The sequence below is a fragment of the Acinetobacter sp. BHS4 genome (assembly GCF_018454425.1).
In the GTDB taxonomy this organism is placed as follows: domain Bacteria; phylum Pseudomonadota; class Gammaproteobacteria; order Pseudomonadales; family Moraxellaceae; genus Acinetobacter; species Acinetobacter pittii.
Map to the genome: position 1 here is coordinate 1,363,971 of NZ_CP075323.1, position 16,480 is coordinate 1,380,450.

Annotated in this window: 15 protein-coding genes; 7 read left to right on the forward strand and 8 right to left on the reverse strand. The window is 38.4% G+C overall.

Going from position 1 to position 16,480, the window contains the following annotated elements; genetic code table 11:
* The first annotated feature begins 16 nt into the window (after nucleotides 1–16).
* Genes pgaA through pgaD form a run of 4 tightly spaced genes read left to right on the forward strand, consistent with a single transcriptional unit; the run spans nucleotide 17 to nucleotide 5,983 of the window.
* Nucleotides 17–2,455: a poly-beta-1,6 N-acetyl-D-glucosamine export porin PgaA gene (pgaA, locus tag KIP84_RS06495; RefSeq protein WP_213689542.1), complete on the forward strand. Its 2,439-nt coding sequence runs from the start codon at nucleotides 17–19 to the stop codon at nucleotides 2,453–2,455.
* Nucleotides 2,455–4,281: a poly-beta-1,6-N-acetyl-D-glucosamine N-deacetylase PgaB gene (gene pgaB, locus KIP84_RS06500; protein WP_213689543.1), complete on the forward strand. Its 1,827-nt coding sequence runs from the start codon at nucleotides 2,455–2,457 to the stop codon at nucleotides 4,279–4,281. Before pgaA ends, pgaB begins: the two co-directional genes overlap by 1 nt.
* Nucleotides 4,281–5,528, forward strand: coding sequence for a poly-beta-1,6-N-acetyl-D-glucosamine synthase (pgaC, locus tag KIP84_RS06505; protein ID WP_213689544.1), 1,248 nt, complete (start codon nucleotides 4,281–4,283; stop codon nucleotides 5,526–5,528). The genes pgaB and pgaC overlap by 1 nt, the downstream gene beginning before the upstream one ends.
* On the forward strand, nucleotides 5,525–5,983 hold the full coding sequence (gene pgaD / locus KIP84_RS06510; RefSeq protein ID WP_005073598.1) for a poly-beta-1,6-N-acetyl-D-glucosamine biosynthesis protein PgaD: 459 nt from the start codon (nucleotides 5,525–5,527) through the stop codon (nucleotides 5,981–5,983). Before pgaC ends, pgaD begins: the two co-directional genes overlap by 4 nt.
* Nucleotides 5,984–6,021: 38 nt before the next feature.
* Here pgaD and KIP84_RS06515 read toward each other — a convergent pair whose 3' ends face one another.
* The 5 genes from KIP84_RS06515 to KIP84_RS06535 all read right to left on the reverse strand — a co-directional run bounded on the left by KIP84_RS06515 (nucleotide 6,022) and on the right by KIP84_RS06535 (nucleotide 10,128).
* Nucleotides 6,022–6,585: a hypothetical protein gene (locus KIP84_RS06515; protein ID WP_032004706.1), complete on the reverse strand. Its 564-nt coding sequence runs from the start codon at nucleotides 6,583–6,585 to the stop codon at nucleotides 6,022–6,024.
* A 148-nt stretch (nucleotides 6,586–6,733) separates the two neighbouring features.
* Complete coding sequence (locus KIP84_RS06520; protein ID WP_005068512.1) at nucleotides 6,734–7,738, reverse strand: LLM class flavin-dependent oxidoreductase; 1,005 nt, start codon at nucleotides 7,736–7,738, stop codon at nucleotides 6,734–6,736.
* Nucleotides 7,739–7,871: 133 nt separating this feature from the next.
* Nucleotides 7,872–8,378: a hypothetical protein gene (locus tag KIP84_RS06525; RefSeq protein WP_002119687.1), complete on the reverse strand. Its 507-nt coding sequence runs from the start codon at nucleotides 8,376–8,378 to the stop codon at nucleotides 7,872–7,874.
* Between the two features lie 235 nt (nucleotides 8,379–8,613).
* Nucleotides 8,614–9,033 (reverse strand): glycine zipper 2TM domain-containing protein, encoded by a 420-nt coding sequence (locus KIP84_RS06530; RefSeq protein ID WP_005068514.1) that lies wholly within the window; start codon nucleotides 9,031–9,033, stop codon nucleotides 8,614–8,616.
* Between the two features lie 192 nt (nucleotides 9,034–9,225).
* Nucleotides 9,226–10,128: a LysR family transcriptional regulator gene (locus tag KIP84_RS06535; protein ID WP_213689545.1), complete on the reverse strand. Its 903-nt coding sequence runs from the start codon at nucleotides 10,126–10,128 to the stop codon at nucleotides 9,226–9,228.
* Nucleotides 10,129–10,247: 119 nt separating this feature from the next.
* Here KIP84_RS06535 and KIP84_RS06540 point away from each other — a divergent pair, with 119 nt between their 5' ends.
* The 3 genes from KIP84_RS06540 to prmC all read left to right on the forward strand — a co-directional run bounded on the left by KIP84_RS06540 (nucleotide 10,248) and on the right by prmC (nucleotide 13,277).
* Entirely contained in the window at nucleotides 10,248–11,087 is an 840-nt protein-coding gene (locus KIP84_RS06540; protein ID WP_213689823.1) for a type 1 glutamine amidotransferase domain-containing protein, read from the forward strand.
* Between the two features lie 286 nt (nucleotides 11,088–11,373).
* Complete coding sequence (gene prfA, locus KIP84_RS06545) at nucleotides 11,374–12,462, forward strand: peptide chain release factor 1 (protein WP_002119588.1); 1,089 nt, start codon at nucleotides 11,374–11,376, stop codon at nucleotides 12,460–12,462.
* The gene (prmC, locus tag KIP84_RS06550; protein ID WP_068611688.1) at nucleotides 12,462–13,277 is read left to right on the forward strand and encodes a peptide chain release factor N(5)-glutamine methyltransferase; all 816 of its coding nucleotides are present in this window, start codon (nucleotides 12,462–12,464) and stop codon (nucleotides 13,275–13,277) included. The genes prfA and prmC overlap by 1 nt, the downstream gene beginning before the upstream one ends.
* Before the next feature lie 2 nt (nucleotides 13,278–13,279).
* Here prmC and KIP84_RS06555 read toward each other — a convergent pair whose 3' ends face one another.
* From KIP84_RS06555 to KIP84_RS06565, 3 genes are all read right to left on the reverse strand, one after another.
* Nucleotides 13,280–14,119, reverse strand: a complete 840-nt coding sequence (locus KIP84_RS06555) for an ABC transporter permease (RefSeq protein WP_213689546.1) — start codon at nucleotides 14,117–14,119, stop codon at nucleotides 13,280–13,282.
* Between the two features lie 3 nt (nucleotides 14,120–14,122).
* Nucleotides 14,123–15,097, reverse strand: coding sequence for an aliphatic sulfonate ABC transporter substrate-binding protein (locus KIP84_RS06560; RefSeq protein ID WP_068611693.1), 975 nt, complete (start codon nucleotides 15,095–15,097; stop codon nucleotides 14,123–14,125).
* A gap of 245 nt (nucleotides 15,098–15,342) precedes the next feature.
* Nucleotides 15,343–16,368 (reverse strand): AraC family transcriptional regulator, encoded by a 1,026-nt coding sequence (locus KIP84_RS06565; protein ID WP_213689547.1) that lies wholly within the window; start codon nucleotides 16,366–16,368, stop codon nucleotides 15,343–15,345.
* Between the last annotated feature and the right edge of the window lie 112 nt (nucleotides 16,369–16,480).

Consider the following 16,480-nt stretch of genomic DNA (forward strand, 5'->3'; position numbering starts at 1 on the left):
CTATCCGATTATCAAAATGCTAAAAAAATGTGTTTTTTCATTGGTATATATCTTGCCTCTTAATTTATATGCTGCTCAAGTAGATGAATTGCGAGAGCAAGCTATTCACACTTACAAAACTGGGCAAACTCAACAAGCAATATTGCAATTAGAACAATTGCTAAATAAGTACCCGCATGACCAAAAATTACTAGCTGATTATTTAGTTGTCATGTCAAGTGAAAAAAGAGATTTATTAACCTTTTCTCAGCATTTAGCAAATGTTAATTATGTGAATTTTCCAGAATATGGGCAGCTACCATTAATTCGTAATTTTCGTGATTTTAAACACTTTAAAGATGCAATTGATTGGTCGAATAAATTTAATATTCAAAAGACATCTGATGGGCAGATTTTATTAGCAGTTCTATATGCTGAGGCTAAAGACGCTGTAAATGCTAAGGTGCATTTATCAGGTATTAAGAGTAAAAATCTTACAGCTGATCAATTTGTTCAAATTGCTTATGCATATCGGCTTATTAATTCACCTGTAGATGCTTTATCTGCAATCGAGCAAGCTTATCAACAACAACCAAAATCTTTTGCGGTTTTGCAAGAATATAGTTACGACTTGGCGGCTGTAGGCGCTTATAAAAAAGCTCAGCAGTTGCTGCTTGCCAGCGATAAAAATACGCAAACAGAATCGTTACAACACTGGTTAAAAGTCAGTGAGTTTTCTCAACGTGTAAATAACGCAATTACTCGCTATAAATATTTGAATCGGGAAGGCATGTCGGACAGTGAAGGCTTTGCCGAGCTTGATGCTGTGTTGAAACAAGGTGAACAAATACAGCCTTTGATTCAACCGTCAGACCCTAATTATTTAAGATTTCATTATGACTATTTGTATGCTTTGGACTTTCGTGGGCATAGCCGTACGGTATTAGATGAATTTACTAAATTAAACGTACCGTTAGAAAAGCTACCGGCTTATGTTCGTCATGCGATTGCTGATAGTTATTTAGCTGAAAGACAACCCAAGCAGGCTGAACTCGCTTTTAAAACCTTACTTACCGAAAAAAACTACTCAGATATGACGGTATATACGGGGCTTTATTATTCTTATATTGAACAAGAAAAATATAAACAAGCTGAACAACTTTTGAATGAAGTTGATCGATTGATTCCTACATATAAATATAGTCAAGCCAAAGGGGTGGATAAATCAAGCCATCCTGATCGTGATGATTATATCGCTTTACAAGGCATGCATTTAGCTTACGCAAATCATTTGGATCAATCAGAAAAGCATTTTCAAAAACAAGTAGATCTTGCACCTGCTAATGAAGGTTTAATTAACAACCTTGCTCGTGTTGAGCGCTGGAGAGATAAACCTTTACAGGCAAAGCAAACAATTGCTCGTTTAAATGGTTTAACACCCATTGCTAAAGATACGCGTATTAATCAAATGCAAAATGCTCAGGCTTTAGGGAATATTCCTGAGTGGCGCAAAAGCACAGAAAGTCTTTTGCAATATTATCCTGAAGATAGTGGCGTAGTTAAAAGTCGAAAAGAGTTGGATGATCGTGATAGAGCAACCATCTCGCATTCTACAACTTGGGGCCAGAGTAAAGCAGAAAATAGCGATTCTGTGAGTGGGCAAAATGGCTTAAAAGATCGAGAAATGGAAACTCGTGTTAATAGCCCTTGGATTAAAGATAATTATCGTCTATTTGCTTGGCATCAAGATCGTTACGGTGAATACCGTTTTGGTGATGTGCATGACCAACGTTATGGTGTTGGTGCTGAGTGGCAAGCAAATCGTAAGGCATTGTCGGCAATTTGGTCGCAAAGTACAGATGGTGGCCAAGCAGGTATTCGTCTGGATTGGTCGCAATGGTTAAACGACCACTGGCAATATCAATTGCAATATGACAGTCAAGCTAATATTCCATTACAAGCAATTGATGCTGGTGAGGATGGACAAGCTTACCGTGCTGCTTTGACATGGCAAAAAGATGAGTCACGCCAAATTGGGGCGAGTTATGGCTTAACCGATATAAGTGACGGTAATAAACAACAAGAATTTTCTACTTTTTGGCGTGAGCGATTATTTGATGCGCCTCACCATATTACTTACGGAACCGTTCGTGGATTTTATGGCAGCAATAGCCAAGATCAGACTGCTTACTTTAGCCCAAGCAATCATTACAGTGCTGAGTTGAATTTAAGCCATGACTGGGTCACTTGGCGAGAGTACGAACGCTCATTTAAACAACATTTTGAAGCTGGAGTAGGGCTTTATAAACAAGCAGATTACTCCGCTCGACCAACATATTCTTTGCAATATCAACATCAATGGCAGCTCTCACGGACTTGGCAACTTAATTATGGAATTGGTTGGCAATACCATCCATATGATGGTCATGATGAACAACATACCTACGGTATTTTCGGATTTGAAGGGCGTTTTTAATGAATAATATGATGTCAAAAATGTTGAGCTGTGTGTTTGCCTCAACATTATTACCCGTACAATTTTCTCATGCCCGCATTGAAACTGAACTACCAAAAAATCATACGGTTTCGTTAACTTTTCATGATGTACGAGATGACGTACTAAAGGAAGGGGACCGTGATGTTTATGCGATTCAGACCAATAATCTGACACAGTTTCTCGATTGGCTTAGTCAGTCGGACTGGAAACCGATTCGTTTAAAAGACATTGAAGAGGCGCGCAAGCAAGGTAAAGAATTACCTCATAACTCTATTCTACTGACCTTTGATGATGGTGCTTTAAGTAGTTATAGCCGAGTATTTCCTTTGCTTAAGCAATATAAAATCCCAGCAGTTTTTGCTCTTCCAACAAGTTGGTTAAATGGTAATACAAAAGCGGGTTATGAAGCCTATGGTCAAGGTAACTTGGTGAACTGGGCTCAAGTTCGTGAAATGCAAGCATCTGGGTTAGCCGAGTTTGCAAGCCATAGCGATGATTTACATCATGGGGTATTGGCCAATCCTCAAGGCAATGAGCAACCTGCTGCGACTTCTTATGCCTATTTAAAATCGCAATCACGTTATGAAACCGATGCAGAATATCAACAACGCATTTTGCAGGATTTAAAAAAATCTTATGCAGTTTTAAAAAAAGAAGTAGGGGTTAATCCTAAAGCAATTATTTGGCCATATGGCGCCGTGAATGAACAGTTAGAAAAGCTAGCACAACAGGCGGGTTTCCAGTTTTCATTCAGTTTGGGACGTGATGGTATGAATCGCGTAAGCGACTCAACTTTTAAGCGTAGCTTAGTCATTAATAATCCTACATCCGAACAACTCACAGAAGGCATGATAAATATTCTGAATTTTGAAGAGTCAGATTTATTTAAGCAACCTCGTCACTTTGTAAGTATGGATTTAAAAGAGTTAGCAGCACAGCAAAATACCCAAACTGATGAAAAACTTGGGCAGTTGTTATCAAAATTGTATAGCTTAAAAAACAACGCTTTAATCTTAAAGCCTTTGGAAGACAAAGATGGAGATGGGCAATATGATGTTGCCTATTTCCCTACAAATAAAATGTCTGTTCAACAAGATATTTTAAATCGTAGTTTATGGCAGGCTCAAACTCGTGCGGGTCAATCGGTAATATTAGAGTTGCCTGCTTATCCGCAAAAAGATAAACCATTTTTAACTGTAGATTTGGCTAAAGATATTGCGCGTTTTAACAGTAATTTAAGTGGTATTCAGCTTAATGCAGGATCATCTTTAAATTGCGCAATGCAAAAAATAACCGTGCAAGAGAGCAGTTGTATTGAACAATCAAAACAGCTCGAACAACTGAGTGAACTGACTAAAAAAGCGGTCAAACCTTATTTAAATATGAGTAATCAGGCACAGTTTAGTTTATTGCTTACATCTGATTTAGATCATATCGAAAATCTACCTGAGCTTATAAAAACGCTTTTATTACAACATGATTTAGTCAATTTAAAGTTCGATGTGATTGGCAAGAAAAAGCAATTTAATCAGTTATTAATGCTTTTAAATACACTTAATGAAAATGATAAGCAAAGATTAATGCTGACTTTAGCTTTACCAGAAAAATCGCAAAAAACTGCTTGGACTGAAGTGCAGCAAGCGCTCTTTGCTATTCAGCGGATAGGCATTCAGAAATTTGGTATTGATGGCTATGATTTTGAAAAATCAAAAGATGTTCATCAATATTTATATAATCCGATTAGTTTGAATGCTAGCCCTGTGATGTATCAGCCTTTTGCTGGATTGGTAGAGGGGAAAAAGTAATGAGAGTATTGCTCGATATTCTGTTTGCTTTTGCCTTTTTATATCCCTTACTGATGGCATGGACATGGATGGTAGGCGGACTCTGGTTCTTCTTTAAAAGAGAATACCGTGAACAAGCGCTTCCTGAACCTACAGGCGAAGGATGCAGTATCATCATTCCGTGTTTTAACGAAGAAGCGCAAGTACGCCAAACAATTCGTTATGCGCTACAAACCAAATATCCTAATTTTGAAGTGATCGCCGTCAATGATGGAAGTAGTGACAGAACAGCTGAAATACTTGATGAATTGTCAGCGCAAGATTCACGACTTCGGGTTGTACACTTAGCAGAAAATCAGGGTAAGGCTGTAGCTTTAAGATCGGGAGTACTGGTTAGTAAATACGAATATCTTGTTTGTATCGATGGAGATGCGTTGTTGCATCCGTATGCGGTACTTTGGTTAATGCAACCATTTATTAACTTCCCGCGAATTGGTGCTGTAACTGGTAATCCACGAATTTTAAACCGATCTAGTATTTTAGGAAAATTACAGGTTGGTGAGTTTTCTTCGATTATTGGTTTGATTAAACGTGCACAACGTACATATGGTCGTATTTTTACCGTATCTGGTGTGATTGCAGCATTTCGTAAAACTGCACTGGTTCGAGTCGGGTTTTGGTCAGACGATAAAATTACCGAAGATATTGATATTTCATGGAAGTTACAGCTCGACCATTGGGATATTCAGTATATTCCACAAGCACTTTGTTATATCTATATGCCTGAGACATTTAAAGGTCTATGGAAACAGCGTCTTCGCTGGGCGCAAGGTGGGGTAGAGGTTCTTATAGAATATATTCCACAAATGTTCAAACTGCGTGTTCGCAGAATGTGGCCGGTCATGATTGAGGCGCTAGTCAGCATTATCTGGTCTTATGTGATGATCATGATCTTCACGTTATTTTTTGTTGGATTATTTGTTGAACTACCTCAGCAATGGCAGATTAAAACGCTTATGCCACAGTGGTACGGTGTAATACTAGGCGGAACATGTTTGATCCAGTTTTTAGTGAGTTTGTGGATTGATCATCGTTATGACCGAGGGCGTTTTTTTAGAAATTACTTTTGGGTAATTTGGTACCCGTTGTTTTTCTGGTTACTGACTTTGTTTACAAGTGTTGTCGCGGTACCAAAAACTTTATTTAACACAAAAAAACGTGCCCGTTGGGTAAGTCCAGACCGAGGCTTCCGTGGAGATAACCCATGAAACTTGAGGAAAATAAGGATATAGAGACTTTAGATATCCCTGAATATATTGATCAGCCGGAATATGTCAAAAATAAAACAGCAAACTATACGTTACAAACCATTGGCTGGATTTGTTTAATGTGGTTGCTTTTCCCATTGGTTTCACTGTTTTTATGGGTTTTTGAAGGTCACTTAATTTATGATTACGTCTGGGTAGATCACTTATCAGAAGTTAAGACGTTATTACATTTAGCATTAATGATCGGAATTAGCGCACTTATTTTAATTTTATGGGCAAGTTATAACTGGATTAGGTTTAGTGGTGAGGACCGACGTGCTAAGGCACCTAATAGTTCTGTAGAATTATTAGCGGCCCAATTTTCAGTTACTTCCGACATGCTAAATGATTTGCAAGAAAAACAGCGCATTATTTTGCATTACGATGATCATGGTAATTTGCAAAAATATGAGTAAACAAAAAGGCATGGCCTAAAACCATGCTTTTTTTACTTTTATGGGATTGCTCTGATAATAATATCAACGGGTTGTTCTATACCATCCATGCTGTGGATAGATCTATTGGTAATTTTAACAATTGGCCACGTTTGCAATTTACAGTTGGGTTTCTGAAGTGCCGCATAATAACTATCGGATTTAAAAAATACTTTTTTCGTGGTTGCAGTATTAGGAGTCAAAAGACGCTTAAGCCACGGTTCATTTACTTGAGTTTCTAGAAAACGTAATGCCAGAATGCTTTTAACACGATTATTAAATAACCTGCGGTTTTTGATAATAAGTGGATGGGTAATTAACTTATGCGTACCCATCTGACTATGGGGCAAAATAAAATGAGGAGTGATTTGGAAGACAGTCACAAATTTTGCTTGCTGACAGATTTTTTCAAGATGAGTCACGCTATCTTGATTTGTACCAATAATCGCGACAGATGAATGTGAAAAGTCAAACTCTTTAATTGATGTTGATGAAATCACTTGACCAGTAAAATCTTCGAAATCTTGAGAGATATTCTGAAAAATTACTGATTTTGAAGTGTTATTTTTAATATTAATACTCATTTTCCAAAAGTCCTTTTGGTTTTTTAAATCATGATGTTTTTATCGTTTTAATATAAATAACCAAGCAGGAAGTTGGGGTAAAGTCTTTTCAGATAGATGGTCATCCCATACTCAAAATCAATTCAAGTATGGGAGCTTAAAGTAGAGTTTAATGTTCTGTTTTTACATTCATGAGTTGTGTAAAGCTTTCTAAACGTTTAGCTGTATCGTATACATCGCATGTAAAAATAAATTCATCAACATCGTATGTCGCTAATAACTTTTGTAAGCCAGAGCGAACCGTATCTACAGAACCAATTTGCGCCATTGCATAGAAGTTTTCGACAGAAAGTTGTTCTGCTGTATTCCATAATCCCTGCATTGATTCAACAGGTGGTTTCAGCTTTAAGCTTTCTCCACGAATTAAACCTAATACGCGTTGGTAAGCACTTGTTGCTAGAAACTGTGCTTCCTCATCTGTATCTGCTACAACAACAGGTACACCCATTGAAACATATGGCTTATCTAGATACTCAGAAGGTTCAAAGTTCTCCCGATAAAGTTGAATCGCTTGACCTAACATACGTGGTGCAAAATGTGATGCAAATGAGTAGGGAAGTCCAAGTTTTGCGGCGAGTTGTGCACTAAATAGGCTAGATCCAAGTAACCAAACAGGAACATGGGTGCTTTGCCCTGGTGTTGCAATAATTTTTTGTCCTGCTTGAGGTACATCGAAATATTTTAAGATTTCGACAACATCTCGAGGAAACTGATCTTCTGTTTCTTGATGGCCACGACGTAAAGCTCGCATGGTGAGTTGATCTGTACCGGGAGCACGGCCTAAACCAAGTTCAATACGATTTGGATAGAGTGTAGCAAGTGTCCCAAATTGTTCTGCGACAACTAAAGGGGCATGGTTAGGAAGCATAATTCCGCCTGAACCTAAGCGAATATGCTGTGTATGTGCTGCAATAAAACCAAGTAAGACGGCCGTAGCGGAACTTGCGATACCATCCATGTTGTGATGTTCAGCAAGCCAGAAACGTTCATAACCTAGTTTTTCTGCATGTTGTGCCAATTCTAATGCGTGACGTAATGAGAATTCGATGGTTTTATCATTACGAATAGGAGCAAGTTCCAAAATAGAGAACTTGGTATCTTGAAGTGATCGCATGCGATATTCTCGAATAAGGATATATCGAAATAATACGATATATAGGGTGTGATGTATATCGTTTTTTTTCGATATTAATTTTTAGCTATAAATAAAAAAGCACCCGAAGGTGCTCTTTTGATTTATCTGTGAATTAGCGGTTTTTATACCAACCACGGTGTAAGCCATTGTCATGGCGACGGCTACCACCTTTATAATAACGACGGTCACCATCGTAATATCTGCGGTCATCACGATCGTAACGATCACGGTCATAACGGTCATCGTAGTTACGATCTTCAGCAACTTTACGACCTAATGCAGAACCACCAGCTGCACCTACTGCTGCACCGATGTATCCACCGTTGGTACCGCCCATATTTTTGCCGACTGTATAACCAGCACCACCACCTAAAGCACCACCAATTGCAGCTTCTGTACGATTACGACGATCACTTGCTGCTGCTGCACCACCAGCACCACCTAAAGCAGCACCGATTGTTGCACCTGAGGTACCACCAATACTTTTACCAATCGCAGTACCCACTACACTACCTAAAGCAGAGGTTGCAGCAACACGTGTACCATTGTCAGCATGTGCAACTGTTACCATAGAAGATGTTGCAATTAATGCACTAGCCAACCAAATATTCATTTTCATCGTAGAACTCCATGTCCTTTTTACTGGAAGGACAGTTATCTTTATCTTGAGGTAAATGTAATAAAAAATTTCGTGATAATTATGGAGAACCCCAAGGGTGATACAAGTGTTTTGTGTCTGTTTGTAGTGTTTGTATTAATTTGTGGATAAATCATGAGCATACGAAATATGAGTGTATAACTTCATCACAATAAAAAAGCACCCGAAGGTGCTTAAAATTGTTTCATCAGCTTAATTAGTGATGACGACGGTGTTTTTTCTTCCAGTGCTTAGAAGATCTGTCTGCATCACGGTCTTTAGAGATTTTATTACCCAAAGCAGAACCACCCGCAGCACCTAAAGCAGCGCCTACATAACCACCATTTGTACCGCCCATGCTTTTACCAACCGTATAACCAGCACCACCACCTAAAGCACCGCCAATCGCAGATTCAGTACGGTTACGACGATCGCTTGCAACAGCTGCACCACCAGCACCACCTAAAGCAGCACCAATTGTTGCGCCAGATGTACCGCCCATGCTTTTACCAATTGCAGTACCTGCTACGCTACCTAAAGCAGAAGCGGCTGCTACATGTGTTGTATTGTCAGCATGTGCCACAGTAACCATTGAAGTTGCGAGAACAGCGCTACATAACCAAGCATTTAATTTCATTTTTGACTCCGTGTCCCTAGTTGCAGGACCCTATATCTTTTGTTACGGCAAATGTAACAAAACACTTCTCCCCAAATATGGAGAACCATCTTTTGATTATTGCAGTTTAGTGTCTGGTTTGTATGTTTTCTATTAAAATAGAATATTTAATACTCATATAGATAAATTAAGCTTTATTTAGTTTTGACGGGGTTACTCACGATCAGAACATAAAAAATTTATTAAAGCTCTTGTCGCAGACGACATATGTTTATGTTGTGCGTACAGTAAAGAAAAGGGCCGTGTGTGACCTGCATAACCCTCAAGTAAGGGCTGCAATTTTCCTTGCCGGATCTTTTCATTAACAATAAAGCTATAACTCTGACATATTCCTAATCCACTTTCAGCAAGAGAAACTACTCCCAAAATATCTTCTTTTACCAAAATCCGATTTGATGGTATCCATTGAATTTCATTATCACCATTTTTAAAAAACCATGGAGTAACCTTACCCGTGCTCGGTAATTCAAAGGCAATACATTGGTGATGGTTTAAGTCTTCCAAGGTTTGAGGAACACCCATACGTTTTAAATAATCGGGTGAAGCAACAAGTTGAAGAGGGGCAAGCTCCAAAGGTCTGGCAACGAGAGTGCTATTAGGAAGCTGACCTTGACGAATAGCTAAATCAAATCCTTCCGCAATTAAATCGACATTTCGATTAGAAATACTGACTTCAATTTGAATATCTGGATATTGCAAAAGAAATTTTTGTAGTAATTCTGGAAGGCGATAGTGTCCGTAGGTGGTGGGTGCACTTAATTTAATTTTGCCGGAAATTTGCAGTTGCTTACCTTGAATAGCACGCTCTGCATGGTCAATTAACTGAAATGCATGTTGCATCTTTTCATAATAAAGTTGACCAGCTTCAGTCAGGCTCAAATGACGAGTTGTTCTTCTAAAAAACTGAATGCCAAGTTTTTTCTCTAGCCGTGTAATTGTTCTACTAATGACTGAAGGAGTTGTTGCTAAATAAATTGCAGCTGCACTAATAGAAAGCTTCTCAGCCACAATTAAAAACACTTCAATATCGGCAAGATGGTCAAATTGACGTGACATTTAGTCCTCAAACGCAAAAAAGATTTGCAAAGGTGGTTGTTTATCTACCTGATTGGCAAAAATAGAATATATCCATCCAAAATATAAATCCAGTAAATGGTTGGAATGAAGGTCGAATGATGAAATCTCTAAATAAAATAATGCTTGCAGTAGTTGCCGTTTCAGCAGCATTCAGTGCAAATGCTGCTCATGTGTTGGTTGTATTGTCTGATGAGGCGCATTTAGAGCTAAAAAAAGGTCATATTTTTAAAACTGGTTTTTATTTAAATGAATTGATGCAACCTACAAAAATGCTTTTAGATGCAGGTCATACAGTAACTTTCGCTACACCAAAAGGGAAAGCTCCAACCTTAGATGAATCATCAAATAATGCGATGTATTTTAACCAAGATGAAAAAGCATTAAAGCAATATGCAAATTTATTGCATGATTTAAAATTAACATCTGCTCAAGATTCTCCAGTTGTGAGCCTTTCTCGTATTGAGCAAATTGGTGCGGGTCAGTTTGATGCTATTTATATTCCAGGTGGGCATGCACCTATGCAAGATCTATTAAAAGATAAACAACTTGGAAAAGTACTTACAGCTTTCCATAAAGCTGGTAAACCTACTGCGTTGGTCTGTCACGGTCCTATTGCGTTGATGTCTACTTTACCTAATGCCTCGGAAGTAGTTGGTCAACTCGAACAAGGCAAGCCAGTAAAAACTGGCGAATGGATTTATAAAAATTATCGAATGACGGTGATTAGTAATCAGGAAGAAGAGCAGGCTAAAGCTTTATTAAAAGGTGGAGAAATGAAGTTTTATCCACAAACGGCTTTACAGTCACTTGGCGCTAAGTATCAAAGTAATACCACTGCATGGACTCCAAACGTAGTAGTGGACCGTGAACTTATTACAGGACAAAATCCAGCGTCGGCTGTTTTGGTGGGCAAAACCTTATTAGAAAAATTAAAATAAGTAGGCTGGCAAAGAGGTTTTTTAAACAAAGCCTCTATTGTCATATAGAGGGAAAATATAACTTATTATTTTCTACAGAACAGCCAAATTATAGGTAAGTAATAAATCTTATTCGAAATCATTATATTTATACGCCTCTAGTTATTGGGAAAGTTGATGAATTGGCTGATTATATATGTCATTTAAGCAGCATAATCTGTAAACTATGCGCTATTTTTACGATTTTGCTTATCTATACTTACATAGCGTTCGATAAGCTTTTTGGACTTTTGAGATATTTCCTCTTATGAAAGCGTCACTCCGTTTACGACTTGATCAACTCTGTGATCGACATGAAGAACTTACTGCATTGCTTGCAGATGCTGAAGTGATCTCCGATAACAAACGTTTCCGTAAATTGTCTCGTGAACATAGTGATTTATCTGAAATTACCGAAGTTTGGGGCAAATACCGTCAAGCAGAAGAAGACATTGAAACTGCTGAAATGATGAAGTCGGACCCAGACTTTAAAGATATGGCAGAAGAAGAAATTCAAGCCAATAAAACATTGCTTGAAGAATTAGAAAGCCAGCTCAATATTTTGATGATTCCAAAAGATCCAAATGACTCTAATGCGGCTTATTTAGAAATCCGTGCTGGAACAGGTGGTGATGAAGCTGCGATTTTCTCTGGTGATTTGTTCCGTATGTACAGCAAATATGCCGAGACACAAGGCTGGCGTATTGAAGTCCTTTCTGAAAATGAAGGCGAGCATGGTGGCTTTAAAGAAGTTATTTGCCGTGTAGATGGTGATGGCGTGTATGGCCGCTTGAAGTTTGAAAGTGGTGCGCATCGTGTGCAACGTGTTCCAGCGACTGAGTCACAAGGTCGTGTACATACTTCAGCTTGTACGGTTGCGATCTTGCCTGAAATTGATGTTGATACTAACGTTGAAATTAATCCGGCAGATTTACGTATTGATACTTACCGTGCGTCAGGTGCGGGTGGTCAGCACATCAACAAAACCGATTCGGCCGTGCGTATTACTCACATTCCAACGGGTACAGTCGTTGAGTGCCAAGAAGAACGTTCGCAGCATAAGAACAAAGCTAAAGCGATGGCCTTGTTAGTATCACGTTTAGAAAATGCAAAACGTGCAGCTGCTGATGCAGCAACTTCTGAGATGCGCCGTGATTTGGTTGGTTCTGGTGACCGTTCTGAGCGTATCCGTACTTATAACTATCCGCAAGGTCGTATGACGGACCACCGTATTAACCTAACTTTATATAAGTTAGACGCGATTATGGAAGGTGATTTAACTGAATTGCTTGATAGCTTACATCGTGAATATCAGGCAGATCAGCTTGCGATGCTTGCACAGGAAAATGGCGGCTAATGAATATTGCTCAAGCGCTTGCAATTCGTGGTGAGCCTGACAGTTATGAACGACAAGAAAATGCTTGGTTACTTGAGCATTTTCTAAAAATCAATTCGCTTGAACTAAAGTTTAGACTTGAGCAAGAGTTAACGTCTCAGGAAGAGCAAGACTACTTGGCTGGTCTTGGGCGTATCCAAAACGGTGAGCCTTTAGCTTATGTGACGGGTTCACAACCATTTTGGACGCTCGATTTAAAAGTGACATCTGATACTTTAGTACCACGACCTGATACTGAAATTTTAGTTGAAACCGTTTTAAATCTAAATTTGCCAAATACTGCAAATATTGTTGATTTAGGAACGGGGACAGGTGCAATTGCGCTTGCCTTAGCGAGTGAACGTTCAGATTGGCAAGTCACGGCAACTGATATTTATGCGCCTACTTTAGAAGTCGCAAAAGAAAATGCACTAACTCATAATTTGCAACGTGTAAAATTCGCTTGCGGCGCTTGGTTTGAAGCACTAGAGCCACAAAAATTTGATTTAATTGTTTCTAATCCGCCGTATATCGACCTTGACGATGAACACATGCAAGCTTTGGCTACAGAACCACGCCGTGCATTGGTTGCAGATCATCAGGGACTAGCTGATATTGAAATTATTATTGCTCAAGGGAAAAACTGGTTAAAACCACAAGGCTGGATTGCACTAGAGCATGGTTATGATCAGGGGCAAGCTGTTCGAGATATTTTCACAGAGCATGGTTTTAGCCAAATTAAAACCATTCAAGACTATGGCCAAAATGATCGAGTCACTTTGGCATGCTGGATTTAAAATTACTTTTGTAGTGTATCCCGCCAACGTAATAACCAGTTTTCAATAAGTTTCATTAAGGTATCGGTTATTTTACCCAATAGGGCTAATAAAATAATTGCAATGATAACAATATCTGGTCGAGACGTTTCTCGGCCATCACTGAGTAAATAGCCAATCCCTTGAGTGGCTGCAATCAGTTCAGCTGCAATCATAAACATCCAAGACAAACTTAAGCTGTTACGTAAACCTGTTAAAATGCCTGGAGATGCTGCCGGTAAAATAATAGATATAATCCGCTGAAAAGCATTAAGCCGATAAACTTTTCCAACTTCAATGAGCTTTCTATCTACATTATGAATTGCTGCAACTGTATTGGTATAGGTTGGATAGAATGCTCCGATTGCAATCAATGTAATTTTAGAACCTTCATCAATTCCTAACCAAAGTAATAATAAAGGGATCCACGCAAGACTTGGGATCGATTTAATTGCTGAAAAAGTTGGTTCTAAATATGCTTCTGCTTCTTTACTTAATCCAACCCAAATTGCAAAAATTAAACCTAAACCGCTTCCTATAATAAAGCCCAACAGAACACGCCATGTACTAATATAAATATGGGCAAATAGATCGCTATGAGCTAAATCTAAAAAAGATTGCCATAAACTAGACGGTGCAGGGAGTAGATAAGCATCGATATAGCCATTTCTGACTAAAAACTCACAAGCCGTTAAAAAGATGAGTGGAATGAGTAGCGCTTTAAACCACCGTGTAAATTTGTGGTTTAGATGCTTTTTCTCAGATTTTAAAGCCTGCTGAGCTAAGAAGTGATTTAGCTCAGCTTTGTTAAGTGAATCACTCATATACTATTTCACGACTTTTTGAGCAAAACGTGGGTCTAGCAAATGATCAACCACTTGATTGACGTTAGTACCTTTTCTAACCAAATCCTCTTCAGTCAAAATTTTCCCAGAACGTTTTAGCGCTTGTGCTTGAGTTGCTGATGGAATGCTTTGATCGAAGTTGGTTCGGCTCAGTTGTAGTTTAGCCACAGGTAGAGGAAGTTTTGATTCTTGAGCTAAAAGTGCTGCCACTTTATCTGGATTGGCTTTTGCCCATTTTCGGGCTTGTTCATAGGCTTTAATAACGGCCTCTACCGCTTCAGGGCTTTGCTTTGCAAAATCTTCTTTAACGCTCAGTACACTATAGCTATTAAATCCGACATTACGATAAAGCAATTTGGCACCCGATTGAATTTGAGCAGAAGCCATTAATGGATCAAGTCCAGCCCAAGCATCTACTTGGCCACGCTCTAATGCAGTTTTGCCGTCTGGGTGTTGTAGATGAACCAGTTGTACATCACGTTTACTCAAACCGACTGTATCTAGTGCTTGTAGTGTAAATAAGAAAGGATCGGTTCCTTTGGTGGCTGCAATTTTTTTGCCTTTTAAATCTTTTAGGCTTTTAATTGGTGAATTTTTTGTGACAACAAGCGCGGTCCATTCCGGTTGGCTTTGTACATAAACCGTTTTAATTGGACTACCATTCGCTCGACTTAATACAGCAGCTAATCCAGCGGTAGAAGCAAAATCGATACTATTACTGTTGAGATATTCTAATGAGCGGTTACTACCTTGACTAAAAACCCATTTAATTTGGGTATTTGGTAGTGCTTTTTCGAGAAGTTTTTGATCTTTAACGACTAAACTGGTCGGTGCATAGTAAGCATAATCAAGCTTAAGCGTAGTCGGAATTGCTGCAAAAGCAGATGAAGCAAATACAAACCCCAATGTTGATGCCAACAAAGTCTTTGGTAGAGAAAATTTTGATTTTAAAGACATGATAAAAATAAAACCGAAATGAAATAGGAAATCATCCTTTCACGTGTTTAGAGGCTTATGAACTTAGTTATTTTGATTTATAAATCAGTTTGAAAGATAAAAGTTTGAATAAAATGATAAATCACTGTTTTTATGACCATTATTAAATTTTAAATAATGCGTTTATCTGAAATATTGAATTTAAAAGACATAAATATCATAAGCTTAAACCCTAATACCTCACGCTTCATTGAGTGTGGATTTTATTACTTGTGTGCAGTTAAATTATCTCGATATGCACCTGGGCTGACACCTGTCCATTTTTTAAAAGCACGGTGAAATGCACTTGGGTCATGGAAGCTTAAATCTTCACTAATATCTTGAATTGAGTCATTCGTTTTGCTTAAGCGTTGAACAGCAATATCACAGCGGATTTCATTTTTAATTTGTTGATAGCTTACACCTTCATGTTTCAGTCTACGTTGAACGGTGGCTTCTGAAATATTGAGTTGGTGAGCTACATCTTTAAGTTCGGGCCATTGTGCAGGGTGGAGTTTCAATAAATGGCGACGAATAAGAACGCTCAAGGCATTTTCATTTTTAAAGCGAACTAAAAGATTTTGCGGAGTTTGCTCTAAAAAATCATAAAGCGCTTTTTTATCTTTCTTAATTTTAATATCTAAATAGTGGGCATCGAACTCAACTCGATTTATCTCAGCATTAAATTGAATATCTTCACCAAAACGAACTAAATAGTCCTGAATATCGTTCGGTTTAGCACAACGTACCATAATAGTATTTAAACCAATTCGCTGGTCTACCAACCAGCACATAAGTCCGTGTACTAATATTAAAAAGGTTGCATAGGTAAACATACGTTTAGGTTGTTCATGATCATGAATCACTAAATAAGCTTTGTCTTGCTCTCGAATGATTTCTCCATGCATGTCATCTAGAACAAAGTTAAAAAACTTCAAAATATCGTAGAGTGCTTTTTCTAAAGTTTCAGCCGTACTGACGAGTTTAGTCAGTAATTTATAGCTTCCACGACGCATGGGGTGGCTATCCATCCCAAAAAACTCATCGTTCATGGCATTGGCAAGCTCTATCCACAATTGGGCATAGGTTGTAACAGGCACACGTGCCTTTGGCGACATCAGTAATTCAGCGGGGATGCCTGCTTTATTTAGAATTATTTGTGTATTTAGGCCTTTGGCATAAGCCGCACTCAGTGCTTCATGTACTAGTGCAATCGAAATTGTACCTTTACTTAAAGAAGATTGGACAACCATGTCAAAGACTCATATTTTCTTCATATATTTCAAGTGAAATACTGCATATTTAAAATTGGGATTGATCAAAAGCTGCAAGCATTTTGAGGCTTTTTGAAATTGTATCGGAAAA